This window comes from Brevundimonas sp. Leaf168 (genome assembly GCF_001423685.1).
Lineage (GTDB): Bacteria > Pseudomonadota > Alphaproteobacteria > Caulobacterales > Caulobacteraceae > Brevundimonas > Brevundimonas vesicularis_C.
Window position 1 is genome coordinate 1 of the sequence record NZ_LMOY01000007.1, and the last position, 23,445, is coordinate 23,445.

The window sequence follows — 23,445 nt, forward strand, 5'->3', positions numbered from 1 at the left end:
GCGCTGAAGACAGGTTACGAGGACTGGACCCACTGGCTGCCGGCCGACCGTGCGGTGGCCATGCCCTGCACCCGGGTCGGCGATCCGACGCCCTATACCCAATCGACGGCCCTTGAGGCGGGATGGCGCTGGCGCATTCCGCTGCAGCACCGCACCGGCAACGGCTATGTCTATTGCAGCCCCTATATCTCGGACGATGAGGCCCAGGCCAGGCTGCGCGCCTCCCTGGACGGCGAGGCGATGGCCGAACCGAACTTCCTGCGCTTCACCACCGGTCGCCGAAAGAGGACCTGGAACAAGAACTGTCTGGCTTTGGGTCTGGCGTCGGGCTTCCTGGAACCGCTGGAATCGACCTCCATCCATCTGGTGCAGTCGGGCATATCAAAACTGCTGCTGCACTTCCCCGACACCGGCTTCGCCYAGGCCGATATCGACAACTACAACCGCATGATGCGGCTGGAGACCGAGCGCATCCGCGACTTCATCATCTTGCACTATCACGCCACGGCGCGCGACGACTCGCCTCTGTGGCGCCRCGTGCGGGCCATGCCGATTCCCGAGACGCTGAAGCAGAAGATGGACCAGTTCCGCAGCCGGGGCCGCATCTTCCGATATGAGGACGAGCTGTTTCAGGAGACAAGCTGGATCGCCGTGCTGCTCGGCCAGGGCGTCATTCCCGAGCGGCATGATCCGATCACGGAGACCATCCCTCTGGAGCAGGTCCAGCAATGGTTGCAGAAAATGAAGGCGATGATCCAGCAGGGCGTGGCGCGGATGCCGACCCACGAGGCCTTCATCGCCGCCAACTGCAAGGCGCCGCCGNCCGACAGCGGCGGCGGCGCGGGCATCCAGGCCGACATCAAGGCCGTGTCCAGCAATGGTTGCAGAAAATGAAGGCGATGATCCAGCAGGGCGTGGCGCGGATGCCGACCCACGAGGCCTTCATCGCCGCCAACTGCAAGGCGCCGCCGCTGCAACAAGGCGGCGACGCCTAGAGCGAAATCCTGGAGCCTGATTCACGGCGTCAGCGGAATCGCGAAGCGATCCCTCCTCGACCGATCACGCTTTAGGGCCGTCAGTGGTTGTCGCGCGGCAGGCCGATGGTGTCGACGATGCGGTGGTATTTGACGGCGGGCTCCAGCACGGCGCCGGTTTCCAGCTGGCCGACCACGTCGCGCTGCATTTCCTGCCACGGGGTCTGGGAGGCGGGGTATTTGTAGCCGCCTGCCGCCTCGAACGCCTGGCGGCGCTCGGACAGTTCCTCCTCGGAGATAAGGATGTCGGCGCGGCCGGTGTTCAGATCGATGCGGACCCGGTCGCCGGTCTTCAGCAGGGCGATGTTTCCACCCGCCGCCGCCTCAGGCGAGGCGTTCAGGATCGAGGGCGAGCCGGAGGTACCGGACTGACGCCCGTCGCCGATGCAGGCCAGGGCGCTGACGCCCTTCCTGATGAGGTATGCCGGCGGGCGCATGTTCACGACCTCGGCCGCGCCCGGATAGCCGATGGGGCCGGCGCCGCGCATGAACAGCAGGGTCTGTTCGGTGATGCCCAGGCTCTCGTCGTCGATGCGATGGTGATAATCCTCGGGCCCGTCGAACACGACAGCCGGGCCCTCGAAGGCATTCAGATCGTCGGGATTGGAGAGGTAGCGCTGGCGGAACTCGTCCGAGATCACGCTCAGCTTCATGATGGCCGAGTTGAACAGATTGCCGCTGAAGACGACGAAGCCGGCGTCGGTCTTCATCGGGGCGTGGAAGCTCTTGATGACATCGGGCAGTTGGATCGCGGCGCTCTTGCAGTTCTGGCCGATGGATTTGCCGGTGACGGTCAGGGCGTCTTCGTTGATCAGCCCCTTTTTCATCAGTTCGGAGACGACGGCGGGGACGCCGCCGGCGTGGAAATAGTCCTCGCCCAGATAGTCGCCGGCGGGCTGGAGATTGACCAGCAGCGGCACGTGCAGGCCTTCGGTCTGCCAGTCTTGAAGCGGCACATCGACATGGGCGTGGCGCGCCAGCGCGGTCAGGTGGATCGGGGCGTTGGTGGAGCCGCCGATGGCCGAGTTAACGACGATGGCGTTGTGAAAGGCTTCCTTGGTCAGGATGTCCGACGGCTTCAGATCTTCGCGCACCATCTCCACGATGCGCAGGCCGGTCTCATAGGCGACCTGGGCGCGCTCGCGGTACGGCGCCGGAATGGCGGCCGAGCCGGGCAGCGACATCCCCAGCGCCTCGGCCAGCGAGTTCATCGTCGTCGCCGTGCCCATGGTATTGCAATAGCCCACCGACGGGGCGGACGACGCCACCAGTTCGATGAACCCGTCATAGTCGATTTCTCCGGCCGCCATCATCTGACGCGCCTTCCAGATGATGGTGCCGGAACCGGTGCGCTCGCCCTTGTGCCAGCCGTTCAGCATCGGGCCGACCGACAGGGCGATGGCGGGGATATCCACGGTGGCGGCGGCCATCAGGCAGGCGGGCGTGGTCTTGTCGCAGCCGATGGTCAGGACGACGCCATCCAGCGGATAGCCGTAGAGGCTCTCGACCAAACCCAGATAGGCCAGGTTGCGATCCAGACCGGCGGTGGGGCGTTTGCCGGTTTCCTGGATCGGATGGACCGGGAACTCCATAGCGATACCGCCCGCTTCGCGGATGCCTTCGCGGACGCGCGCGGCCAGAACCAGATGGTGTCGGTTGCACGGCGACAGGTCCGAACCGGTCTGGGCGATGCCGATGATCGGCTTGTTCGACTGCAGCTCTTTGCGCGTCAGGCCGTAGTTCAGATAGCGCTCGAGATACAGCGCCGTCATGTCCGGGTTTTCCGGATTGTCGAACCAGGCGCGGCTGCGGAGCGGCTTTGCGGTCTTGGAATTGTCGGTCATTTCAGGTCCAGCCGCCGTCGACGACATAGTGTTGATTGGTGATCGCCCCGGCCTCGTCCGAACACATGAAGACGACCACGCGGGCGATGTCGTCCGGGACGAGCCGGCGCTTGAGGCACTGGTTGGCGTAGATGTCTTTTTCGGTTTCCGGCGTGACCCAAAGTTCGAGCTGGCGCTCGGTCATGATCCAGCCGGGGGCCACGGCGTTCACCCGAACGCCGAACTGGCCGAAGTCGCGGGCCAGCGAACGGGTCAGGCCGATCACCGCCGACTTGCACGCCGTATAGGCGGCCATACCGCCTTGGCCGATGACCCAGGAGGTCGACCCCAGATTGACGATGGCGCCCTTGCCCGTCGCCTGCATGTCCGGCAGCACGGCCTGTGCGGCGAAGAACTGGTGCTTCAGGTTCACGGCCATGCGGCCGTCCCAATAATCCTCGGTCACGTCCAGCGTGGCGTGACGCTCGTCGTGGGCCGCGTTGTTGACCAGGACGTCGATGGGACCAAAGGCGTCACGCACTGAGCCGATAGCGGCCTTCAGCGCCGGGATGTCGGTCAGATCGCAGGCGACGAATAGCGCGCCTTCCCCCAATTCGGCCTGGAACTTCGCCCCGCGGCCGGCGTCGATGTCCAGAAAGCCGACCCGCGCGCCCTGGGCGTGAAAGGCGCGCACGATGCTCTCGCCTATACCGCCGGCGCCGCCGGTGACGACGACGATCTTGCCTTTCAGGTCGGTATAGATGGCAGCCATGGATGCGGGCCTCCCCAGGCCGGAGGGTCGTCTGCGCGGCCCAAGGCCCTTTTCACAAATGAAACTTGTTGCCGTCAACAAAAAATGGTCGGCGTCGGCGTCAAGCCTGGGAAACTGCGCCCATCTGCTCCGAAATCACCTCCGCAGCCCGCACCAGCAGCGCCGCTGCCTCATCCTTCGTGCAGATCATCGGGGCCTGTTCTATGAAAGGCGTAATCAAGGTGGCGATCACGCCGTCCGCCCCCATGATGGGCGCCACCAGATCGGTGACGCCTTTCACGAAGTCGCTGGCCCGCTCCACATAGGCGCCTTGGGTCATCGCTTCCGAGCGGGCGGCGAACTCGTTCACCGCTTTTGCTCCGAACAGGCCGACCAATGTCTCCTTGAGATGCGCCCGTGCCCGTTCGTTGGCCCGCGAATAGAACATCAAGCCCGAGGTGGCGTGCAGGATGCTGCGCCGGTACCCGATCCGCACCGAATAGCCGAGGTCGCCGGGGCTCTCGATCCGCGCGATGACGACGATCTGATCGCCGGACGGCACAACAAGGTGGCACGACTGCATCGTCGCCGACGCCAGATCGCGCATGGCCGGCATGGCGACATCGACCAGCGACTTGATCGGCGCCTGGGTCATGCCCAGCGTGAACAGGCGGTTGGTCAGACGATAGCCGTCCGAAGACTGTTCGATATAGCCGCGGAACTCCAGCACCTGAATCATACGGAACAGTTCGCTGACGGAACGTCCCAAGGTGACGGACATCTGCGACGGCGTCATCGGCTCGCCTTGTGCCGACAGCAGTTCAAGAACGTCGAGGCCCTTCTCCAAGGCGGGCGCGCGATATTTGCGATCGTCGGCGGCGTCTTGATCGGTCATGGGATTCCTGTCGCGTGGGCCCTACGTTGCCCTCGCCATCGTCGCGGAGGGAGCCGAGGCTTGGAACACGAAAGCTACATTACCGCAGGTAAAATACACAAGCGCATATAAAAAGTCCATTGCGGCTGACCGGGGGCTAACCTAGGCTTCGACCTAAGCCCGAACACGGGCGCATCGGGGGAAGTGCACCATGTCGCTCGCAGGCATCGATCTGGCGATTCTGGCGATCTACGCCATCTTCATCTTCGGCCTGGCCCAGTGGGTCTCACGCAGTAAGGCCGGCGAACAGAAGACCTCCACCGACTATTTCATGGCCTCGAAGAGCCTGCCGTGGTGGGCCATCGGCGCCTCGCTGATCGCGGCCAACATCTCGGCCGAACAGATCATCGGCATGAGCGGCTCGGGCTATGTGATCGGCCTGGGCATCGCGTCGTATGAATGGATGGCGGCGCTGACCCTGCTGATCGTGGGCAAGTTCTTCCTGCCGATCTTCCTGCGCAACGAGATCGTGACCATGCCGCAGTTCCTGCAGCAACGGTACGGGCCGACGATCCGCAATGTAATGGCCGTCTTCTGGCTGCTGCTCTACGTCTTCGTGAACGTGACCTCGATCCTGTGGCTGGGCGCCATCGCCGTCCACACCGTGACCGGCTTCAATCAGGACTACGCCATCGTCGCCATCGGCGTGTTCGCCCTGGCCTATCAGCTGTGGGGCGGGTTGAAGGCCGTGGCCCTGACCGACATCGTGCAGGTGGCCCTGCTGGTCTGCGGCGGCCTGATCATCGGCTTCATCGCCCTGTCGACCATCGGCGGCGCGGGCGGCGCGATCGCCGGCTTCCACACCCTGCTGACCGAGTTCCCGGACAAGTTCGACATGATCCTGTCTAAGGACAATCCGCACTATCAGGAGCTACCGGGCATCGCTGTCCTGCTGGGCGGACTGTGGGTCATGAACATCAGCTACTGGGGCTTCAACCAGTACATCATTCAGCGCGCCTTGGCGGCCAAGTCGCTGCCGGAAGCGCAGAAGGGCATCGCCTTCGCCGCCTATCTGAAGCTGCTGATGCCGGTGATCGTGGTGCTGCCGGGCATGGCGGCGCTGATCCTGGCTCCCATTTTGTCGGCGCCGGACCAGGCCTATCCGACGATGATGAACCTGCTGCCAGTCGGTCTGAAGGGCCTGGTCTTCGCCGCCCTGATCGCCGCCATCATCGCCTCGCTGGCGTCCAAGGTGAACTCGATCTCGACCATCTTCACCCTTGATCTCTACGCCAAGATCAAGAAGGACACGCCCGAACATCAGTTGGTCACGGTCGGCCGCATCGCCGCCGTCGTCGCCGTGATCATCGGCATCCTGACCGCCCGCCCGCTGCTGGGCGGCTTCGACCAGGCGTTCCAGTTCATCCAGGAGTTCACCGGCTTCTTCACCCCCGGCATCGTGGTCATCTTCATGCTGGGCCTGTTCTGGAAGCGCGCGTCCGAAGCGGGCGCCCTGATTGCCGCCATCGGCTCGGTCCTGCTGTCGGCCGTCTTCTGGTGGCTGCAGGAGACCGGTCAGTTCATCTTCCCGTTCATGAACCGGGTCGCGGTCGTGTTCGTCGTCTCGCTGATCGCGGCGGTGATCGTGTCTCTGCTGGTTCCGGCCAAGCCCGACGCCATGAAGATCAAGCTGGACAAGATCAGCTACAAGACCTCGCTGGGCTTCAACCTGGCCGGGGTCGGCGTGATCGCCTTCCTGATCCTGGTCTATACGATCTGGTGGTGAGGTGAGCGAAGCCGCCCGCCTGATCGGCGTCGACTGGGGCACCAGCAATCTACGCGTCGTACGGATCGCCGAGGGTGGCGCGGTGCTCGACAGCCGCTCCGACCCGCGCGGCGCGGGCGGTCTGGCGCCGGATCGGTTTCGCGGCGTGCTGGACGAAGTCGCCGGCGACTGGCTGAACGACGGCCTGCCGGTCCTGGTCAGCGGCATGGCCGGGGCGCGGGGTCGGTGGCGCGAGATGGCCTATCTGCCCTGCCCGGCCGGCGTCGCGGATCTGGCCAGCGCCGTCGCCAGCCCTGACGACGCGCCCCACGTCTCCTTCGTGCCCGGCGTCGCCGTGTTCGAGGACGGCCGACTTCAGGACGTGATCCGCGGCGAGGAGACCCAGGTCTTCGGCCTGGATGCGCCCGACGATGCGGTGGTCGTCGGCCCCGGCACCCACAGCAAATGGATCCGCACCGCTGGCGGCCGGGTCACGGATTTCCGGACCTTCATGACCGGCGAGCTTTTCGCCGCCATCCGCAAGGGCACGATCCTGGGCGCCGAGATGGGCGATCCCGGCGTGGACGACGACGCCTTCGCGGCCGGCGTGGACCGGGCCCTGCGCGATCCCGCCGTCACCGCCGCCCTGTTCTCGGTGCGGGTCGAGGGCCTGGCCGGACGCCTTTCGCCCGCGTCCTCGGCCGACTATCTGTCGGGCCTGCTGATCGGGGCCGAGGTCGCGGCGCAAGCAGAGGCGAACCACCGCCCCGTCATCCTGATCGGCGCCGAGGCCCTGAGCCGCCGCTATGCCGCCGCCTTGGCGCAGGGCGGTTTCCACGACGTTCGCATCGCGGACGGCGCCGCCGCCACGGCCAAGGGCCTGTGGCGCATTCACGAGGCTGTATCGCGATGATTCCTGTTTCCATCGAAAGCCTGGACGCCCTCCCTCTGATCGCCATCCTGCGTGGTCTGAAACCGGACGAGGCGGTCGAGGTCGGCGAGGCCATCGTCGCCGCCGGTTTCCGCTGTCTGGAAGTGCCGCTGAACTCGCCCGAGCCGCTGGAGAGCATCCGCCGCCTGCGCCAGGCCCTGCACGGCCGCGCCTTGGTCGGCGCCGGCACGGTGCTGAACGTCGCGGCGGCGTACGAGGTCGCGGACGCCGGCGGCCAGCTGATCATCTCGCCCAATACGAATGTCGAGGTGATCCGCGAGACCAAGACCCTGGGCCTGCTGTCCCTGCCCGGCTTCTTTACGCCGTCCGAAGCCTTCGCCGCCCTGGACGCCGGGGCCGACGCCTTGAAACTGTTTCCCGCCGAGATCGCCGGTCCCAAGGGTCTGAAAGCCGTCCGCGCCGTCCTGCCCGCCGAAACCCGCATCTATCCCGTCGGCGGCGTCGATCCCGATAGCATGTCCGGCTGGCGCTCCGCCGGCGCCTCCGGCTTTGGCATCGGCTCGGCCGTATTCAAGCCAGGGCAGTCAGCCGAACAGGTTGGCCGCCAGGCGCAAGCCTTCGTGGCGACTTGGTGCAGATCAGAAAGCGGTTGTGTAGCGTCCGCCTGAAAACAGGAGGATCAACATTATCCGAGTTCGACTCGCCCATCGCTTGAGTAAGCGTGGGCGAGTCGCTGTTGGCCGTCATTCTAACGCTACGCTGTCTCCACCTAGCGCTGTCAGGCTGACGCCAACTCTTCTGTACTTTAGGCCACCTAAAGGTCTGATCGGAGATCGCATTTCGTAAAAGCACTATCGTTCAAGCGCCACCGTTTTCCCAAGGCGGTGATCCGTCAAGCCGTATGGTTCTTCTTCCGCTTCAGCCTCAGCCTTCGTGACGTTTAAGAGCTGATAGCCCGCCCGCGATTGACGTCAGCTACGAGACGATCCGCTGCTGGACAAATTTAAGCCTCAGAGCGCACGAGGACTGGAAAAAACTTCGCCCTTTTAATTCTCCACGCTGGCCTCTCGACGAAGTCGTTGGCTTGATTGGCGGGAAGCGCATGTTCCTATGGCGCCTCATGGACGATGAAGGCGAGGTGCGGACCTTGTGGTTCAGAGACAGCGGGATACGGACATGGCCTTGACATTGCTACGTCGTCTACAGCGAAACCGCCTGTCGCGACCGAGAAGACTATCAAACCCCGCACCTGCGGTTAGACAGTCCCGAGAATAACGTTACGACAATCTACGATAAAATTTGCAGGGTGGCGGACAGAGAGGGATTCGAACCCTCGGTAGGCTTTCACCTACACACGCTTTCCAAGCGTGCGCGATCGACCACTCCGCCACCTGTCCGTTTCACGCTGCGTCTTGCGCGCCGCCGGAGGTCGATCCGGCGGGAGGCGGGCCTGATAGAACACCCTCGCCCCCTCGGCAAGCGCCTCTCGCATCCCCATATGGACTTCAACGTCATTTTCCGATGAGGGAGCCCCAAATGCTGTTCAAGAAGACTGCCGAAATGCCCACGCCCGAGACCGCCCTGCCCGGCCGCTCCGAGCCGCTGGACACCGATGTGAACCACTATGTCAGCGGCAACCCGCTGAAAGGGCCCTATCCCGACGGTTTCCAGACCGCCATCTTCGGCATGGGCTGTTTCTGGGGCGTGGAGCGCATCTTCTGGCAGTTGCCGGGCGTCTGGGTGACCTCGGCCGGCTATTCCGGCGGAATCACGCCCAACCCGACCTATGAGGAGACCTGCACCGGCCGGACGGGTCATACCGAGGTGGTGAAGGTCGTGTTCGACCCGAGCGTCATCACCTACGCCGAACTGCTGAAGGCCTTCTGGGAGAACCACGACCCGACCCAGGGCATGCGCCAGGGCAACGACATCGGCACCACCTATCGCTCGGCCATCTACACGCTGAACGCCGATCAGCAGGCCGAAGCCGATGCGTCACGCGACGCCTATCAGACCGCCCTGACCAAGTCGGGCCGCGGGACGATCACCACCGAGATCGAACCGGCGGGCGACTATTTCTACGCCGAGGGCTATCACCAGGGCTATCTGGCCAAGAACCCGGCCGGATACTGCGGCATCGGCGGGACCGGCGTGGTCTGCCCGATCGGGGTCGGCGTCGACGCCTGATCCTTGCGACGGCCGCCGGGTTTCAACCGGCGGCCAGTCGGCCTATGGATCGGCGAAAAATGGGAGCGCTCATGTCCGCCTTCGTCCATCCTGACGAGATCCGCAGCCGGTTTTCGGCCGCCCTGTCCGCCATGTACCGGGCCGAGGTGCCGCAATACGGCGACCTGCTGACGCTGGTGGCGGACATCAATGCGCAGACGTTGAAAGCCGACGCCGGCGGTGCAGACAGGCTGGCGGCGTCCGGCGAACTGGCGCGTCTGTCCGAGGAGCGCCACGGCGCCATCCGCGTCGGCACGGCCGATGAACTGGCCACGATTGCGCGCGCCTTTGCGGTGATGGAGATGGAGCCGGTCAGCTATTACAACCTCGCTCCCGCCGGAGTGCCGGTCCATTCGACCGCCTTCCGCCCCGTCGATCCGGCGGCCCTGGCGCGCAATCCGTTCCGGGTCTTCACCTCGCTGCTGCGGCTGGAGTTGATCGAGGACGAAGCCTTGCGCGCGGAAGCGGCCAAGACCCTGGCCCGCCGCGACATCTTCACCCCCGGCGCGCGCGAGCTGATCGAGACCGCCGAGACCTTCGGCGGGCTGGACGAGGCCCAAGCCGATCGTTTCGTGTCAGAGCTGCTGGAGACCTTCCGCTGGCACGCCCAGGCGACCGTCAGCGCCGAGACTTACGAACGGCTGGTCGTCGCCCACCGACTGATCGCGGATGTGGTCAGTTTCAAGGGGCCGCACATCAACCACCTGACGCCGCGCACCCTGGATATCGATGCGGCCCAGGCCGCCATGCCCGCACGCGGTATTTCGCCCAAAGAAACCATCGAGGGTCCGCCCGCCCGCGCCTGTCCGATCCTGCTGCGCCAGACCAGCTTCAAGGCATTGCAGGAGGCGATCACCTTCCCCGGCGCCGACGGCCCCACGGCGGGCGCCCACACCGCCCGCTTCGGCGAGATCGAACAGCGCGGCTGCGCCCTGACCCCGGCCGGTCGCGCCCTGTATGACGAAGCCTTGGCGACGAAGGACTTCTCCGCCCTGCCCGACGACTGGGACGCGCTGCGCCGCGCAGACCTGGCCTGGTTCCGCTATCGCGCGACGCCCGAAGGTCTGGCCGCCCGCGCCGAAACCGCCGACCTCGACGCCCTGATCTCTTCGGGCCACGTCGTCGCCGAACCCATCACCTATGAAGACTTCCTGCCCGTCAGCGCCGCCGGCATTTTCCAGTCCAACCTGGGCTCGGAGGCTCGCGAAACCGCCTATGCCGTCGATCCCGCAAAGGCCGATTTCGAACAGGCGCTGGGCCGCCCGGTCCAGGACGAGATGGCCCTGTACCGCGCCGAACAGGACGCCTCGATCGCAGCGACGCTGAAGGCCTTGGGCCTGGCGGAGACGGTCTAGTCCGTTCAACCGGATGCGGGGCTGGCGGCGCCCCGCGTCCATCCGGCGTCTTGCCTGATGCGCAGACGCGGATCATAGACGCGGCCGTGAACCCGTCCGCTTCCCCGACCCAGCGCCGTTACGATCTCGACTGGATCCGGGTCGGCGCCTTCGGCCTGCTGATCCTGTATCATGTGGGCCTGGTTTACGGGGTCTATGACTGGCACATCCACAGCGCCCACACCTTCGAGTGGATGCGTGAGGCGATTCTGGTCACCAATCCCTGGCGGCTGACCCTGCTGTTTCTGGTGTCGGGCGCCGCCCTGCGGTTCATGACCTTCCGGCGCACCCCGCGCGAGGTCGCCCGCGCCCGGTTCGAGCGGCTGGTCCCGCCCCTGATCTTCGGCGCCCTGGTTTTGGTGCCGATCCAGTCCTGGATCGAATCGATGGACAAGGGCGGCTGGCCCGGCGGCGTCGTCGGCTTCGTCGCCTGGCTGGGTCATGAGTTCGGCTGGAGCGGTCTCGCCGACGGCGTGCCGGTCAACCATCTGTGGTTCATCGTCTATATCGCCGTCTACAGCCTGGTCGCCGTGGTTCTGTGGCGCCAGCCCGGCCTGATCGACCGGCTGGAGAACGGGCTGGAAAAGGCGCTGACCGGCCCGCGTCTGCTGATCCTGCCGATCCTTTATCTGTTCGCCATCCGGTGGCTGCTCTTTCCCTGGTTCGGCCTGACCAACACCCTGCACAACGACTGGTACAACCACGCCCTGTCGCTGGTCGCCTTCCTGTTTGGCTTCAGCATCGTGGGGCGCGAGAGCCTTTGGCGCACGATGGAGCGGTATCGCTGGATCGCTCTGGCCCTGGCGGCCGTCGCCCTGCCGATCATGATGGTCCAGGTCTGGCATCCCGGCGCGCGGGCCTTCTGGGGCGTGCCCAAGGCCGCCGTGTACGGCATCGACCAATGGGCGGTGATCGTCGCCATCCTGGGCTTCGGCTATCGCCATCTGCGCGACCGGGGCGGCCCTGCGCTCAACTATCTGACCCAGGCCACCTTCCCCCTCTATCTGGCGCACCAGACGGTGCTGGTCGCGGCCGTCTGGATCATCCGCCCGGCCAACCTGCCGGCGCCGGTCGAACTGCTGTCCCTGATCGCCGTCACCTTCGTCGGCAGTCTGGCGATCTATGAGGTCGTGCGTCGCATACCGGCCATTCGCCCGTTGTGGGGGCTGAAGCCCTTGGACGACCGGCCCTGGCCGCTGGACCTTCAGGCCCTGCTGAAGCCGCAGCTTCGCTATCATCGCCGTCGTCGTCTGCTGGGCGTTGGCGTCGCGGCCCCGCTTCTGGCCCTGACGGTGGTCGCCGTGGCCATCCTGGCCTACCCCGGCTTCAACAATGCGACCCAGTATCTGAGCGAACTGGGCGGGGCGACGGCCAAGGCGCCGATCATCTTCAACGGCGGGGTCTTCGTCGCCGGCGTCATGGCCGGGCTGGCGGGGATCGGCTTCGGCCTGGCCATCTACGCCCTGACCGGCGCGCGGATCGCGGCCTGGGTCATCGCCATCGTCTTCATCCTGGCCGGCGGCGGCATGTCGGCCTCGACCCTGTGGCCCTGGCCCGATCCGCGCCACATGGTCATCAACCTGGCCTTGGGCATTCAGTTGGCGCCGATGCTGCTGCTGTGGGGCCTGGCCAAACGCCGCGACCTGCCGCGCCTGAAGCTCTTCCTCGTCGTCACCTTCGTCGTGATGGCGATCCTGACGGTCCTGACCAAGCACCTCGTCTTCCCCGGCACGGTCAATGACGCCAACGTCGGCTGGTGGGAGCGCCTGTATGCCATCGTCCTGGTCTGCTGGGTGGGGGTTGCAGCCTTGGTCCTGGACCGTAAACTGCTGTCGGTCGCCACGGAGTCGCCGCACGGTCGCCCGGCTGCCGCCTCGTTCGACGTTCCCGCCTGACTTCACCCCCACATTTTTTGGTTTCATCAACATTGCGTGATTGAAAATCGCGCGAATGTGATCGATTATGCAGGTCGTGTTGCAGTGCAGCACTCCGCGTCGTCCCCAGCCCTCGGGACGACATCCGGTTCACTCGGGGGCGTCCAGAGCGGCATGAACAAGCTGGCGATCCGGCCTGTCGAACAGGCTGAAATCGAGACGACTATCCACGGCGCGCAAACGCCTAGCTGGTCGTGGCTGCCCGACGAGGCGCCGCTGGCCATGCCGGTTCAGTCCCTGTCCGCGCCCGACGCCGTCGCCGACGTGACGCCCGCGACCTCGCCGCGCACGGTCGCGACGCGACGCCTGGCCCTGCTGGCCGGCACAATCGTCCTGACCGGCCTGTCGGCCATCACGCCGTTCTACCTCTATGCCCGCAAGGGTTGGGACGGCACCGAGATCCTGGCCTTCAGCCTGTTCATGGTCCTGATCACCGCCATCTCCTGCTGGTTCGTCAGCGGCCTGATGGGTCTGTTCGTCATGCTGCGCGGCAAGGATCAGGCGGACCTCGCCTTCTCGCCGCATCCGCCGATGCCGCGCACCCGCACGGCCTTGCTGATGCCGCTGTACAACGAGGACGCCCGTTCGTCCTTCGCGCGCCTGTCCCAGATCGATTCCTGCCTGGCGCGTCTGGGCGCCTCGTCGGCCTTCGACATCTTCGTGCTGAGCGATTCGACCAAGGAAGACGCCGCCGCCGCCGAGCGTTCGGTGTTCCAATCGTTCCGCATGGCCGCCAACTCCAAGGCCTTCTACCGTCGCCGCACCGACAACGCCGAGCGCAAGGCCGGCAACCTGGCCGAATGGGTCCGCCGTTTCGGCGGCGCCTATGAGAACATGATCGTCCTGGACGCCGACAGCACCATGGCCGGCGAGACCCTGCTGCGCATGGTCGACGCCATGGAGCGCAATCCAGGCGTCGGCCTGATCCAGACCGCTCCGGTCATCATCAAGGCCCGCACCATCTTCGCGCGCGTGTCGCAGTATTCGGTGCGCCTGTACGGCCGCGTCGCCGCTGCCGGTCTGGCCTACTGGACCGGTTCGGAATCCAGCTACTGGGGCCACAACGCCATCATCCGCACGCGCGCCTTCGCCGCCTGCTGCGGCCTGCCGCATCTGAAGGGCCGCAAGCCCTTCGGCGGACATATCATGAGCCATGACGTCGTCGAGGCCGCCCTGATGCGCCGTGCCGGCTGGGCCGTGCACGTCACCGCCTCGCTGGATGGATCGTGGGAAGAGACCCCGCCGTCGATCACCGACTTCATCCGCCGCGACCACCGCTGGTTCCAGGGCAACCTCCAGCACCTGGGCCTGATCACGGCCAAGGGCCTGTCGCCGATGAGCCGTCTTCAGCTGCTGATGGGCTGCATGGCCTATCTGTCGTCGCCCCTGTGGCTGGCGTCGCTGATGGTCGGCCTGTTCATCCAGATGTTCTATCCGGTCGACTGGACCAGCTTCTTCTACATCCTGAACCCCCAATTCACGCCCTTCATGCTGGCCTCCTTCCTGTCCGGCGTGCTGCTGATCGGGCCCAAGTTCATGGGCGCCGCCCTGGTCCTCAGCCGTCCGGCCGAGCTGCGCGCCTTCGGCGGTCGTCGCGCCATCGCCAAGGGCATGGCGGCCGAAATCGCCCTCTCCGCCATCCTGGCCCCCATCCTGATGGTCGCCAACACCAAGGCCTTCATCCAGATCGTCTCGGGCCACGACACCGGCTGGTCCACCCAGCAGCGCGAGGCCGACGGGCTGGCCTGGTCGGACGCTTTCCGCGCCATGCGCTGGCAGATGATCGCCGGCGTCGGCTTCCTGATCCCGCTGGCGGTCCGTCCCGACCTAGCCACCTGGTTCGCCCCGATCGTCCTGCCGCTTCTTCTGGCCGCCCCGATCACCGTCTGGACTTCGCGTGTCCGCTCGGGCGACAAGCTGGCGGCCAAAGGCTATCTGGTCACCCCGGTTCAGGACGGCGTCAGCGTCTCGCCGGCCGTCCTGCACACGCCGCGCTCGCCGCTGCGTGCGGTCGCCGGCGGCGTCCTGGCCCCCGTCGCTGCGCCTGCGATGGTGCCGGCACGGGCACCCGAGCGGTAATCGACCGATGCGTGGCGGCCACAGTGTCGCCACAACCGTTACAGCAACGCTCGACGTCAATCTCGATCGGCCGCACTCTGTCCCCTGACCTTTGCGGGGAGACCTGATTCCATGGCCAAATCCACCGGTTCCGACGCCAAGCCTGACCTGCGGCTCGTCGCGGCCGAGGCCGAGATTTACGACCTGATGAAAGCGCCTGAAACCACCGCCGATCGCGTCAAACGCCTTCAGCTCGAAGCCCACGCCCTGGCTCTGGAAGAGATCGAAGGTCTGGAAAAGCTGTTGCTGGAAGCCGCCGCCAAGGCCAAGGCCATCGCGGACGGCGGCGACGCCTATCCGGTGGGCGCGCGCGAGATCGCCTCGCGTCTCGCCGCCGATCTGCCGACCAAGGCCGAGACCATCAAGACCATCGTCCACCGCGTCGGCTAAAACCGAAGCGGAGCCGTCGGAACGACCCGCCCGCCCGTCCGCTTTCCTGACGACCCCCATCTTCAGGAGACGACATCCATGGACGACCGGACCCCCGCGCGCGCCGAAGACATCGCCGATCAGGAACGCGCCATCCAGCGCGACATCGACGCAAAGGACAAGGCGTCCGGCGATGACAAACCGTCCGGCGCGATGCAGGCCGGCGCCCGCCCCTACCCCGAACCGCCCTTCCCCAAACAACATCAGACCAAGCCCGGCGACGAGGCCGCGCTCGATCCCGCGCCGATGTACGACGCCCCCTTCTGGAAGGGGTCGGGCAAGCTGGACGGGTTCGCCGCCCTGATCACCGGCGCAGATTCCGGCATCGGCCGTTCGGTCGCCGTCCTGTTCGCGCGCGAGGGCTGCGACGTCGTCATCTGCCATCTGGACGAGGACGCCGACGCCGAAACCACCAAGGCCGCCGTCGAGGCCGAGGGTCGCCGCGCCGTGGTGTTGAAGGGCGATGTCTCCGATCCCGCCTTCGCCGAGATGGCGGTCAAGGCGACGCTGGACGCCTTCGGCCGCCTGGACGTCCTCGTCCCCAACGCCGCCTTCCAGGAACACGTCCCCGCCTTCGAGGACCTGACCTACGAGCATTTCGACCGCACGCTGAAGACCAATCTCTACGGCTATTTCAACATGACCAAGGCGGCGGTCCCGCACATGAAGGCCGGCGGCGCCATCGTCATGACCGGCTCGGTCACCGGTCTGATGGGCAACAAGGATCTGCTCGACTATTCGCTGACCAAAGGCGGCATCCACGCCTTTGCCCGTTCGCTGGGCACGCATCTGGCGCCGCCCGGCATTCGCGTGAACGTCGTCGCGCCCGGCCCGGTCTGGACCCCGCTGAACCCCGCCGACAAGGACGCCGAAGCGACCTCGAAGTTCGGCGCTGACACGGTGATGAAACGCCCGGCCCAGCCCGAAGAGATCGCGCCCGCCTACGTCTTCTTGGCCTCGCCCCAGATGTCTAGCTTCATCACCGGCGAGATCCTGCCGATCATCGGCGGCTACGCCGGCGGCTGAACCGAAACCGCCGCCCTGCGATCGCGGGGCGGCGGCATTTTCCTAGGCCAATACGTCGTCGTAATCTGGGTGCCGCTTGTGCCAAGCGACGGCATAGCTGCAGCGCGGAAACAGCTTCAGTCCCGTCTGGCGCGCATGGTCGGCCAGCGACTGCATGAACCGCCCCGCCGCGCCTGATCCACGCAGCGACGGCTCGGCCTCGACATGCAGGATGATCCGCGCATCGCCCTTGACGGCATAGTCGGCCCAGACCAGACCCGCGCCCTTGTCGTCGTCGAACGCCTGTTTGAACCGGTTGTCGCCTTCGACGTCCTTGAACTGTCCCATCGGATTCTCCTTTGACGGATCAACCACCAGGGCCGCCGGGACGTTCCGCGAGCTTCAGATCGGCCCTTAGATAGGCTTGTCGTTCAGCAGGTTCAGCAGGCCGATCACGCTCTTGATCGTGAACCAGACGCTCAGCAGGAACCAGACCAGCAGGAACAGCAGCAAGAACGGAATGCCGATCAGCACGACCGACGCCAGGGCGCTGACGAATATCCCGACCCAGGCCGCGATGGTCCACCAGAAGACCGACCAGAACAGCCGGATCTGCGCCTCGATATGCTGGCGCGCCACGCCCGTCGCCGTCCCGCGCGTGACATAGGACACCACCAGCCCGATCAGAACCAGCACATTGGCGCTGGGGATCGACAGGATGAACAGGGCCCAGGCGATCAGCGCCCCGACCTTGCCCTCGGACGGCTGCCCGGCGATGAAATTGGGTTCGTTCGTCATCGTCGGTCCTTCAGAACAACAGGCTGCGGGGGTGAGGAACGGCCTGTCCGCTCTTCAGTTTCAGCACCCCGAACGCGCCGCGCGCCAGAACCCAGATCGCCAGGGCGAACAGCACCAGCACGCCGATGTTGACCACGATCAGAAGGGCTCCGACGACCGCCGCCCCGACCGCGCCCACGATGGTGCGCTGCTGATAGACGGCATGGCTGTGCTCCAGCAAATCTGTCGCCCCGTCGCGCCGCATCACCGCCAGCAGCGCCACCAGGCACGACACGCCCAGCGTCGGCACCGCCAGCAGGATCAGCACATAGACCGCATACAGCCGCATCGGCACGACCGGTCCTTCGCGGCCTGAATCCTGAAGTTTGGGCGCGGACTCGGCCGTCAGACGCTGGCGCACCGCGCGCACGGCCGGCGCCGGCTCGGCCTCGGCGGGCGTCGGCTCGGACCGGGGCGGAAACGGCGCCGTCGGCCGGGTCGTCGGGCCCGACCGGTCGAAAGGCCCCGGCTCGGGCGGGTCGAACAGGTCTGGTTCGCGCTCGTCTGTGGGAAACGGCTCCGGCTGGCGCTCACGCGCACGGCCCGCCAGCGACGCGGGCGAGACGAAGCCGACCTCGGCGTCATGATCGTGGTCGTGATCGCGGGGCGCTGCTGGGTCTTTCGGATCGCCGGGTTCGGCCATGAACAACGCTTCTGTCACGCCGGACGCCCGGCTGGAATCTGCCGACGACAATGGCGGTCGGCGCGGCGCGAAGCAACCGCCCTTACCGCCCCAGCACGATCTCGCAGCCCGGCGCCGCCACCGCCGCCAGGGCGCCCGGCTTTTCGATACGCACCGTGGCCCGCTGCACCCGGCCGTCCTCCAGGCACGCCCGCGCCAGCCGTTCGGCGAAGGTCTCCACCAGCCCCACATGCCCCTCGGCGGCGATGGCGCGCGCGGCGTCGGCCACGGTCTCATAGTTGATGGTGTCGCCCAGACGCTCGATGGGGCGTGGCTCCAGCTCCAGCGTCACATCGATCACCAGCCGTTGCAGCCGCCCCTGCTCGTGGTCATAGACCCCGATCCCGGCCTCGACCTCCAGCCCGCGCACGAACACGCTCAGCCGCTCGAAACGCAGCGGATCGTCCGCCGGAACCGGCGTCGCCAGAGGAGAGGAAACCACGCGCTACTCCTGGATGTCGGGGGTGCGCCAGGCCAGGTGCTGGCCCCCGTCGACGGCGATCATCTGGCCCGTGACCATCCGGGCGTCAATCAGCCACAGCACCGCCTCGGCCACCGCCTCGGGGCTGCCGGGCGTTTCCAGCAGGGTGGCGCGCGCCTCGGCGGCGAATTCTTCGGGTGTCTGGTGGATGGACGGCAGGGTCGGCCCCGGCCCCACCCCATTGACCCGGATGCCCGGCGCCAGCGCCTGGGCCAGGGTCTGCGTCGCCCACCACAGGCCGTTCCGCGACAGGCTGTAGGAAAAGAAGCGCGGATCCGGCTTCAGCACCTTCTGGTCCAGCAGGTTGACGATGGCGCCCTCGACGGCTTGCGCCGCGAACGCCTCGGCCAGAACGATCGGCGCCCTCAGATTGGTGTCGAGATGCAGGTCCCAGCTGTCGCGCGTCAGCTCGCCGATCCGGTCGTCCTCGAACACCGAGGCGTTGTTGACCAGCACGCTGACCTGCCCCAGGGCCTCGACCGCCGCAGGGATCAGCGCCCGCACCTTGACCTCGTCCGTCAGGTCCGCCTGCAACAGGCATGCGCGCCGACCCAAGCCGGCGATCTCGTCGGCCAGGGTCCGGGCGTCGTCGCCCGACGCATGATGATGGATCGCCACGTCGAACCCGGCCTGGGCCAGCTTCAGACAGATGGCCCGCCCGATCCGCCGCGCCCCGCCCGTAACCAGGGCGACGCCCCGCTCAGAGCGAGCAGCCGCCTCAGTCAACCCGACCGAACTCGAACACGTTGAACGCCGCCAGAACGGCGATGAAGCCGAAGATGATGCCGAGAGCCAGCATGGAATGCTCCTGTTGTCCGTCTTGGCTTAGAGCGGCGCTGCGCCGGGTTCAAGCTCCGTCCTCACCGACCAGCACGACGTTTACTTCCTCATGATCAAATAGCGTGGCCGTAATCGCATTGAAGAGTTTTCTCGATCGATCGGAATCTATCGGCCCTATCACGCGATCCGGAGCGTTTCATTCTCACGCAAAGAAAGCACCTGCCGGGGCTGGAAGCCGGCGTATGTTTCCAATGCCGTCGCGAAATCCGCCAGCGACATGGCGGCTGGATCGTACACGGGCAGACCTGGCGTACTCGCCCTCAATTCGGCGCCCATATTCCGCATCAAGGCTCGACCTTCGACCGCCTCCTGCGCGTGCAGGCGCGCCGCGTTTTCGCTGTCTTCAAAGGTGACGATGCCGGCCATCCGCGTCGCGGTCCTTATGTGCGCTATACCCTCGTCTGTCAGCGTCCCGCCTCCGATCAGGATTTCATAGTCCTGCAAATCGTCCCGATAGGCGACCATGATGTCGCTCTCCTGAACGCCTGCCGCCGTCAAGCGGGCGATCAGATCAGCCTTGAAGCTTTCTTCGCGCTGGGACTGGTCGGCATCCATTGTTGCGTCCTAAGCGCTCGCCGAGGTGAGGGGCCACAAAGACAGCAGCACCGACAAGATCACAGCCAACAAACGCATCCAATCCCCTCCGCTCTTGATCAGCATAACATCCTTCGCCGGGATGTTTGGTTTAGGTTTAGGTCCAGCATTGACTCTGGCACGGTGGGGCCATGAGCAACTGGCGCATCCACGTCGAACCTTTCACCCGTCCCCTCTTCTTCGCCTGGTCGCGGCTGACGCGGGGCAAGACGTTGGGCGTGCGGGCGGTGGCGGTGGATGCGCAGGGGCGGGTGCTGATGGTGCGGCACACCTATCTCAAGGGCTGGTGGTTGCCGGGCGGCGGGGTGGACCGGGGCGAGACCACCCACGCCGCCGTGGTGCGCGAACTGCGTGAAGAGGCCGGTCTGGTCGCGCGCGGGGCGCCGCGCCTGATCTCGATCCATTCCAACGAGCGATTCTTTCCCGGCGATCACGTCGCCGTCTTCCGCATCGACGCCTTCGATGTGGGCGACCGCACCAGCCACGGCGAGATCGCCGAGATCGCCTGGCTCTCGCCCTCCGCCCTGCCGGACGACGTGAACCGGGGCTGCCGCGCGCGTCTGGCCGAAATCTTCGACGGCGCCCCGGTCGATCCGGACTGGTGAGGCCCGCTGCAGTCTCCTCCTTGCGCAGCGGGGAGGTGGCGCGGCGCTCTTGCGCCGTGACGGAGGGGCTCTGCACCGCAACCACAGCCGCCCGTGGGACTTCAAAAACCCCTCCACCACGCTTCGCGCGGTCCCCCTCCCCGCTCCGCAGGGAGGAGACCTTGTGCGTCCGCATCTGACGCAGGCGCGTGGCAGCGTCCGCCCATGACCCAAGCCGCCCCCGTCTATCGCGTCCGCTCGCAGGAGATCTGGGACCTGGCCCGCGACGACTATCTGGCGGGCGAGCCGGCGCGGATCGTCTGCCGCCGCTACGACCTGGGCCTGTCGGCCTTCCGCATCCGCGCGCGCAAAGGCAAGTGGCGGCGCGGGGACCAGGACGATCCCGACCTGTACGATCCCGCGCTCGAGCTGGAGGCGGTCGAGGATATCGCCTTTTCCGGCATGGCCGACACGGCGCGCCGTCGCCTGCAACTGGCCCTGCTGGACGGCGAGGCGACCGAGGCCCAGCGTTGGCTCAGGATCTTCGAGACCCTGTCGTCGATGGCGTCGGCGCCCGGCGATGTGCACACATTGCACCCTGATTTTTCGCCCCGACCGTCTGATGGGACCGACGCGCCCGCCCCTCGCCCCTCGATGGACGAGGCCGGGTCCGGACCGGGCGAAGCGCACCGATTGCACCCTGTTTTATCTTCGGACGACCTAGGCCGATCCGGCGTACCCCTCAATCGGGCCGAGCGCCGCCGCCTGCGCCGCACCCAGCGCCGCACGCCGCCCTCTGCAAGTCCTGAAAGCCATGCTAGCCAAGGGCCATGAACCCGTCCCTGCTCGCCATCCTCGTCGTCATCCTGGCCGGCGGCGCCACTGCGCTTCAAGCCCCGACCAACGCCAAGCTGGCGACCGCCGTGGCCTCGCCGGTCAACGCCGCCTTCATCTCCTTTGCGGTCGGGACCACGGTGCTGGGGATAGTGGCGGCGATCCTGCACACCCGGCCGGACATGGCCGCGACGCGGGCCCTGCCGTGGTACGCCTGGCTGGGCGGAGCCTACGGCGCCTGTTTCGTGGTCGCCGCCGCCTGGGGCGTGCCGCGCCTGGGCGTGGCCATGACCATCACCCTGATGGTCGGCGGCCAGCTGTTGCTCAGCCTGGCGCTGGATCATTTCGGAGCGCTGGGCGTGCCGCGCCAGCCGCTGAACATCGGCCGCATCGCCGGGGTGGGGCTTGTTCTGGCCGGCGTCCTTCTGGTCCGGCGCTCTTGACCCTATATCGGGCGCGATGACCGAGGAGACGCCTGATTCCCAACTGAAAGCCGCCGCCCTGATCGCCGACGAGGCGCGCCGGGCGCCGGACAAGCCGGGCGTCTATCGCATGTACGGCGAGGACGGCTCGTGCCTCTATGTCGGCAAGGCCAAGTCGCTGAAGAAGCGCATCATCCAGTATGCGCAGGGGCGTTTTCACACCCAGCGCATCGGCCTGATGGTGTCGCAGACCCGGTCGATGGAGTTGGTGGTCACCGCCACCGAGACCGAAGCCCTGCTGCTGGAATCCAACTTCATCAAGAAGCTGAAGCCCCGCTTCAACGTGGTGCTGCGCGACGACAAGTCCTTCGCCGAACTGATGATCCGCCGCGACCACCGCGCGCCCCAAGTCAGGAAGCATCGCGGGGCCCACACCACGCCCGGCGACTATTTCGGTCCCTTCGCCTCGACCTGGGCAGTCAATCGCACGCTGAACACCCTGCAGAAGGCCTTCCTGCTGCGCTCCTGTTCCGACAGCGTCTATGAGACCCGCACCCGCCCCTGCATGCTGCACCAGATCAAGCGTTGCTCGGCCCCCTGCACCGGCCTGATCAGCCTCGAGGACTACGGCGAACTGGTCACCGAGGCCGAACAGTTCCTGCGCGGCAAGTCCCGCGCCGTCATCGGCCGCCTGTCCAAGGAGATGCAGGCGGCGTCGGACGAGATGGACTTCGAACAGGCCGCCCGCGTGCGCGACCGCATCCGCGCCCTGTCGGCCATTGCGATGGAGAACTCCGTCAGCGCCGACAGCGTCGCCGAAGGCGACGTCTTCGCCCTGCATTCCGACGGCGGCCAAGCCTGCGTCCAGGTCTTCTTCTATCGCGCCGGCCAGAACTGGGGCGGCCGCGCCTATTTCCCGCGCGTGGACAAGACCGACACCGATCCCGAGATCCTGGCCGCCTTCCTGGGCCAGTTCTACGAGGACAAACCGATCCCGCGCCTGATCTTGTCCAACGTGCGCCCGCACGAGCTGGAACTGCTGGAAGAGGCCTTCTCGATGAAGGCGGATCGCAAGGTCGAGATCGTCCGACCGATGCGCGGCGAGAAGCTGGCCCTTGTCGACCACGCCCTGACCAATGCGCGCGAGGCCCTGGGCCGGCGCCTGGCCGAAAGCTCGGCGCAGGGCAAGATTCTGGACGAGGTGTGCGAGGCCTTCGGACTGGAGAGCCGACCTGAACGGATCGAGATCTACGATAACGCCCACATTCAAGGGACCAATGCGGTGGGCGGCATGGTCGTCGCCGGCCCCGAGGGCTTCCAGAAGTCGCAGTATCGCAAGTTCAACATCCGGGGCGAGGATCTGACGCCCGGCGACGACTACGGCATGATGCGCGAGGTGATGCGCCGTCGCTTCTCACGCCTGATCAAGGACGAGGAGGAAGGCGAGGCCAAGGGCGAAGACGTGGTGCGCCCTGACCTGCTGCTGATCGACGGCGGCGCGGGACAGTTGGCCGAGGTGCTGGCGGTCATGGCCGACTTGGGCGGGCTGGACGACATCACCGTCGTCGGCGTGGCTAAGGGGCCGGATCGCGACGCGGGGCTGGAGAAGTTCTTCATGCCCGGCAAGGCCCCCTTCATGCTGCCGCTGAAGTCGCCGGCCCTCTACTACCTCCAACGGCTGCGCGACGAAGCCCACCGCTTCGCCAACGGCGCCCACGCCAAGCGCCGCTCGATGGACATCAAGAAGAACCCGCTGGACGAGATCGAAGGCGTCGGCCCCGGCCGCAAGAAGGCTCTGCTGCACGCCTTCGGCTCGGCCAAGGGCGTCAGCCGCGCCTCCCTGGCCGACCTGGTCAAGGTCGACGGCATCAACCAACCCCTCGCCGAGCGCATCCACGCCTTCTTCCGTAAAAGCTGAGCCGGAGC

The 23,445-nt window shown here is 66.3% G+C and carries 23 protein-coding genes and 1 tRNA gene; 14 read left to right on the forward strand and 10 right to left on the reverse strand.

The window, feature by feature from the left end:
- Positions 1 to 822, forward strand: an 822-nt coding sequence (locus tag ASF81_RS04850; protein WP_162237582.1) for a tryptophan halogenase family protein, incomplete at both ends; no start/stop codon positions are given.
- Positions 823 to 1,075: 253 nt separating this feature from the next.
- Here the strand turns inward: ASF81_RS04850 and ASF81_RS04855 are convergent.
- From ASF81_RS04855 to ASF81_RS04865, 3 genes are all read right to left on the reverse strand, one after another.
- The gene (locus ASF81_RS04855; RefSeq protein WP_055805690.1) at positions 1,076 to 2,878 is read right to left on the reverse strand and encodes an IlvD/Edd family dehydratase; all 1,803 of its coding nucleotides are present in this window, start codon (positions 2,876 to 2,878) and stop codon (positions 1,076 to 1,078) included.
- Between the two features lies 1 nt (position 2,879).
- Entirely contained in the window at positions 2,880 to 3,629 is a 750-nt protein-coding gene (locus ASF81_RS04860; RefSeq protein WP_055805692.1) for an SDR family NAD(P)-dependent oxidoreductase, read from the reverse strand.
- 100 nt (positions 3,630 to 3,729) lie between these two features.
- The gene (locus tag ASF81_RS04865; RefSeq protein WP_055805696.1) at positions 3,730 to 4,503 is read right to left on the reverse strand and encodes an IclR family transcriptional regulator; all 774 of its coding nucleotides are present in this window, start codon (positions 4,501 to 4,503) and stop codon (positions 3,730 to 3,732) included.
- A gap of 190 nt (positions 4,504 to 4,693) precedes the next feature.
- On the opposite strand from ASF81_RS04865, the gene ASF81_RS04870 reads away from it, so the two are divergent.
- From ASF81_RS04870 to ASF81_RS04880, 3 genes are read left to right on the forward strand one after another with little or no spacing between them, the layout of a single operon-like run.
- On the forward strand, positions 4,694 to 6,268 hold the full coding sequence (locus ASF81_RS04870) for a sodium/sugar symporter (RefSeq protein WP_055805699.1): 1,575 nt from the start codon (positions 4,694 to 4,696) through the stop codon (positions 6,266 to 6,268).
- 1 nt (position 6,269) lies between these two features.
- A complete protein-coding gene (locus ASF81_RS04875) occupies positions 6,270 to 7,160 on the forward strand; it encodes a 2-dehydro-3-deoxygalactonokinase (protein WP_055805703.1) in 891 nt (296 codons plus the stop codon).
- Positions 7,157 to 7,807, forward strand: a complete 651-nt coding sequence (locus tag ASF81_RS04880; protein WP_055805707.1) for a 2-dehydro-3-deoxy-6-phosphogalactonate aldolase — start codon at positions 7,157 to 7,159, stop codon at positions 7,805 to 7,807. The genes ASF81_RS04875 and ASF81_RS04880 overlap by 4 nt, the downstream gene beginning before the upstream one ends.
- 639 nt (positions 7,808 to 8,446) lie before the next feature.
- Here ASF81_RS04880 and ASF81_RS04885 read toward each other — a convergent pair.
- A tRNA-Ser gene (locus tag ASF81_RS04885) sits at positions 8,447 to 8,536 on the reverse strand.
- A gap of 139 nt (positions 8,537 to 8,675) precedes the next feature.
- Between ASF81_RS04885 and msrA the strand changes: the two genes are divergently transcribed.
- The 6 genes from msrA to ASF81_RS04915 all read left to right on the forward strand — a co-directional run bounded on the left by msrA (position 8,676) and on the right by ASF81_RS04915 (position 16,266).
- Complete coding sequence (gene msrA, locus ASF81_RS04890; RefSeq protein ID WP_055805710.1) at positions 8,676 to 9,326, forward strand: peptide-methionine (S)-S-oxide reductase MsrA; 651 nt, start codon at positions 8,676 to 8,678, stop codon at positions 9,324 to 9,326.
- Between the two features lie 71 nt (positions 9,327 to 9,397).
- Positions 9,398 to 10,720, forward strand: a complete 1,323-nt coding sequence (locus ASF81_RS04895; RefSeq protein ID WP_082503459.1) for a VOC family protein — start codon at positions 9,398 to 9,400, stop codon at positions 10,718 to 10,720.
- An 86-nt stretch (positions 10,721 to 10,806) separates the two neighbouring features.
- Positions 10,807 to 12,654 (forward strand): acyltransferase family protein, encoded by a 1,848-nt coding sequence (locus ASF81_RS04900; protein ID WP_235559240.1) that lies wholly within the window; start codon positions 10,807 to 10,809, stop codon positions 12,652 to 12,654.
- Positions 12,655 to 12,807: 153 nt separating this feature from the next.
- A complete protein-coding gene (gene mdoH, locus ASF81_RS04905) occupies positions 12,808 to 14,772 on the forward strand; it encodes a glucans biosynthesis glucosyltransferase MdoH (RefSeq protein WP_055805722.1) in 1,965 nt (654 codons plus the stop codon).
- A gap of 111 nt (positions 14,773 to 14,883) precedes the next feature.
- On the forward strand, positions 14,884 to 15,201 hold the full coding sequence (locus ASF81_RS04910) for a hypothetical protein (protein ID WP_039248149.1): 318 nt from the start codon (positions 14,884 to 14,886) through the stop codon (positions 15,199 to 15,201).
- 78 nt (positions 15,202 to 15,279) lie between these two features.
- On the forward strand, positions 15,280 to 16,266 hold the full coding sequence (locus ASF81_RS04915; protein ID WP_055805725.1) for an SDR family oxidoreductase: 987 nt from the start codon (positions 15,280 to 15,282) through the stop codon (positions 16,264 to 16,266).
- 42 nt (positions 16,267 to 16,308) lie between these two features.
- Here the strand turns inward: ASF81_RS04915 and ASF81_RS04920 are convergent, their stop codons facing one another.
- The 6 genes from ASF81_RS04920 to ASF81_RS04945 all read right to left on the reverse strand — a co-directional run bounded on the left by ASF81_RS04920 (position 16,309) and on the right by ASF81_RS04945 (position 19,640).
- Positions 16,309 to 16,593 (reverse strand): GNAT family N-acetyltransferase, encoded by a 285-nt coding sequence (locus tag ASF81_RS04920; RefSeq protein WP_055805728.1) that lies wholly within the window; start codon positions 16,591 to 16,593, stop codon positions 16,309 to 16,311.
- 66 nt (positions 16,594 to 16,659) lie between these two features.
- Positions 16,660 to 17,043 carry a hypothetical protein gene (locus ASF81_RS04925; protein ID WP_055805731.1) on the reverse strand — a complete coding sequence of 128 codons (384 nt, stop codon included), beginning with the start codon at positions 17,041 to 17,043 and terminating at the stop codon, positions 16,660 to 16,662.
- A gap of 10 nt (positions 17,044 to 17,053) precedes the next feature.
- A complete protein-coding gene (locus ASF81_RS04930) occupies positions 17,054 to 17,725 on the reverse strand; it encodes a hypothetical protein (RefSeq protein ID WP_055805734.1) in 672 nt (223 codons plus the stop codon).
- 82 nt (positions 17,726 to 17,807) lie between these two features.
- Positions 17,808 to 18,206, reverse strand: coding sequence for a dihydroneopterin aldolase (gene folB, locus ASF81_RS04935; protein ID WP_200932886.1), 399 nt, complete (start codon positions 18,204 to 18,206; stop codon positions 17,808 to 17,810).
- Between the two features lie 3 nt (positions 18,207 to 18,209).
- Positions 18,210 to 18,971: an SDR family oxidoreductase gene (locus ASF81_RS04940; protein WP_055805738.1), complete on the reverse strand. Its 762-nt coding sequence runs from the start codon at positions 18,969 to 18,971 to the stop codon at positions 18,210 to 18,212.
- A gap of 231 nt (positions 18,972 to 19,202) precedes the next feature.
- A complete protein-coding gene (locus ASF81_RS04945) occupies positions 19,203 to 19,640 on the reverse strand; it encodes a hypothetical protein (RefSeq protein ID WP_055805742.1) in 438 nt (145 codons plus the stop codon).
- Between the two features lie 170 nt (positions 19,641 to 19,810).
- Here ASF81_RS04945 and ASF81_RS04950 point away from each other — a divergent pair, with 170 nt between their 5' ends.
- The 4 genes from ASF81_RS04950 to uvrC all read left to right on the forward strand — a co-directional run bounded on the left by ASF81_RS04950 (position 19,811) and on the right by uvrC (position 23,437).
- A complete protein-coding gene (locus ASF81_RS04950) occupies positions 19,811 to 20,284 on the forward strand; it encodes an NUDIX domain-containing protein (RefSeq protein WP_055805745.1) in 474 nt (157 codons plus the stop codon).
- 204 nt (positions 20,285 to 20,488) lie between these two features.
- Entirely contained in the window at positions 20,489 to 21,097 is a 609-nt protein-coding gene (locus ASF81_RS04955) for a hypothetical protein (protein WP_055805748.1), read from the forward strand.
- Positions 21,094 to 21,540: a DMT family transporter gene (locus tag ASF81_RS04960; protein WP_055805751.1), complete on the forward strand. Its 447-nt coding sequence runs from the start codon at positions 21,094 to 21,096 to the stop codon at positions 21,538 to 21,540. The genes ASF81_RS04955 and ASF81_RS04960 overlap by 4 nt, the downstream gene beginning before the upstream one ends.
- Before the next feature lie 16 nt (positions 21,541 to 21,556).
- Entirely contained in the window at positions 21,557 to 23,437 is a 1,881-nt protein-coding gene (gene uvrC, locus ASF81_RS04965; RefSeq protein ID WP_055805754.1) for an excinuclease ABC subunit UvrC, read from the forward strand.
- The last annotated feature ends 8 nt before the right edge of the window (positions 23,438 to 23,445 follow it).

Coding starts and splice junctions, on each gene's coding strand:
- ASF81_RS04960 (WP_055805751.1), top strand. CDS start 21,094: ATGAACCCGTCCCTGCTCGCCATCCTCGTCGTCATCCTGGCCGGCGGC.
- ASF81_RS04925 (WP_055805731.1), bottom strand. CDS start 17,043: ATGACGAACGAACCCAATTTCATCGCCGGGCAGCCGTCCGAGGGCAAG.
- ASF81_RS04915 (WP_055805725.1), top strand. CDS start 15,280: ATGGACGACCGGACCCCCGCGCGCGCCGAAGACATCGCCGATCAGGAA.
- ASF81_RS04860 (WP_055805692.1), bottom strand. CDS start 3,629: ATGGCTGCCATCTATACCGACCTGAAAGGCAAGATCGTCGTCGTCACC.
- msrA (WP_055805710.1), top strand. CDS start 8,676: ATGCTGTTCAAGAAGACTGCCGAAATGCCCACGCCCGAGACCGCCCTG.
- ASF81_RS04895 (WP_082503459.1), top strand. CDS start 9,398: ATGTCCGCCTTCGTCCATCCTGACGAGATCCGCAGCCGGTTTTCGGCC.
- ASF81_RS04945 (WP_055805742.1), bottom strand. CDS start 19,640: ATGGATGCCGACCAGTCCCAGCGCGAAGAAAGCTTCAAGGCTGATCTG.
- ASF81_RS04920 (WP_055805728.1), bottom strand. CDS start 16,593: ATGGGACAGTTCAAGGACGTCGAAGGCGACAACCGGTTCAAACAGGCG.
- mdoH (WP_055805722.1), top strand. CDS start 12,808: ATGAACAAGCTGGCGATCCGGCCTGTCGAACAGGCTGAAATCGAGACG.
- ASF81_RS04955 (WP_055805748.1), top strand. CDS start 20,489: ATGACCCAAGCCGCCCCCGTCTATCGCGTCCGCTCGCAGGAGATCTGG.
- uvrC (WP_055805754.1), top strand. CDS start 21,557: ATGACCGAGGAGACGCCTGATTCCCAACTGAAAGCCGCCGCCCTGATC.
- ASF81_RS04855 (WP_055805690.1), bottom strand. CDS start 2,878: ATGACCGACAATTCCAAGACCGCAAAGCCGCTCCGCAGCCGCGCCTGG.
- ASF81_RS04880 (WP_055805707.1), top strand. CDS start 7,157: ATGATTCCTGTTTCCATCGAAAGCCTGGACGCCCTCCCTCTGATCGCC.
- ASF81_RS04870 (WP_055805699.1), top strand. CDS start 4,694: ATGTCGCTCGCAGGCATCGATCTGGCGATTCTGGCGATCTACGCCATC.
- ASF81_RS04910 (WP_039248149.1), top strand. CDS start 14,884: ATGGCCAAATCCACCGGTTCCGACGCCAAGCCTGACCTGCGGCTCGTC.
- ASF81_RS04930 (WP_055805734.1), bottom strand. CDS start 17,725: ATGGCCGAACCCGGCGATCCGAAAGACCCAGCAGCGCCCCGCGATCAC.
- ASF81_RS04950 (WP_055805745.1), top strand. CDS start 19,811: ATGAGCAACTGGCGCATCCACGTCGAACCTTTCACCCGTCCCCTCTTC.
- ASF81_RS04865 (WP_055805696.1), bottom strand. CDS start 4,503: ATGACCGATCAAGACGCCGCCGACGATCGCAAATATCGCGCGCCCGCC.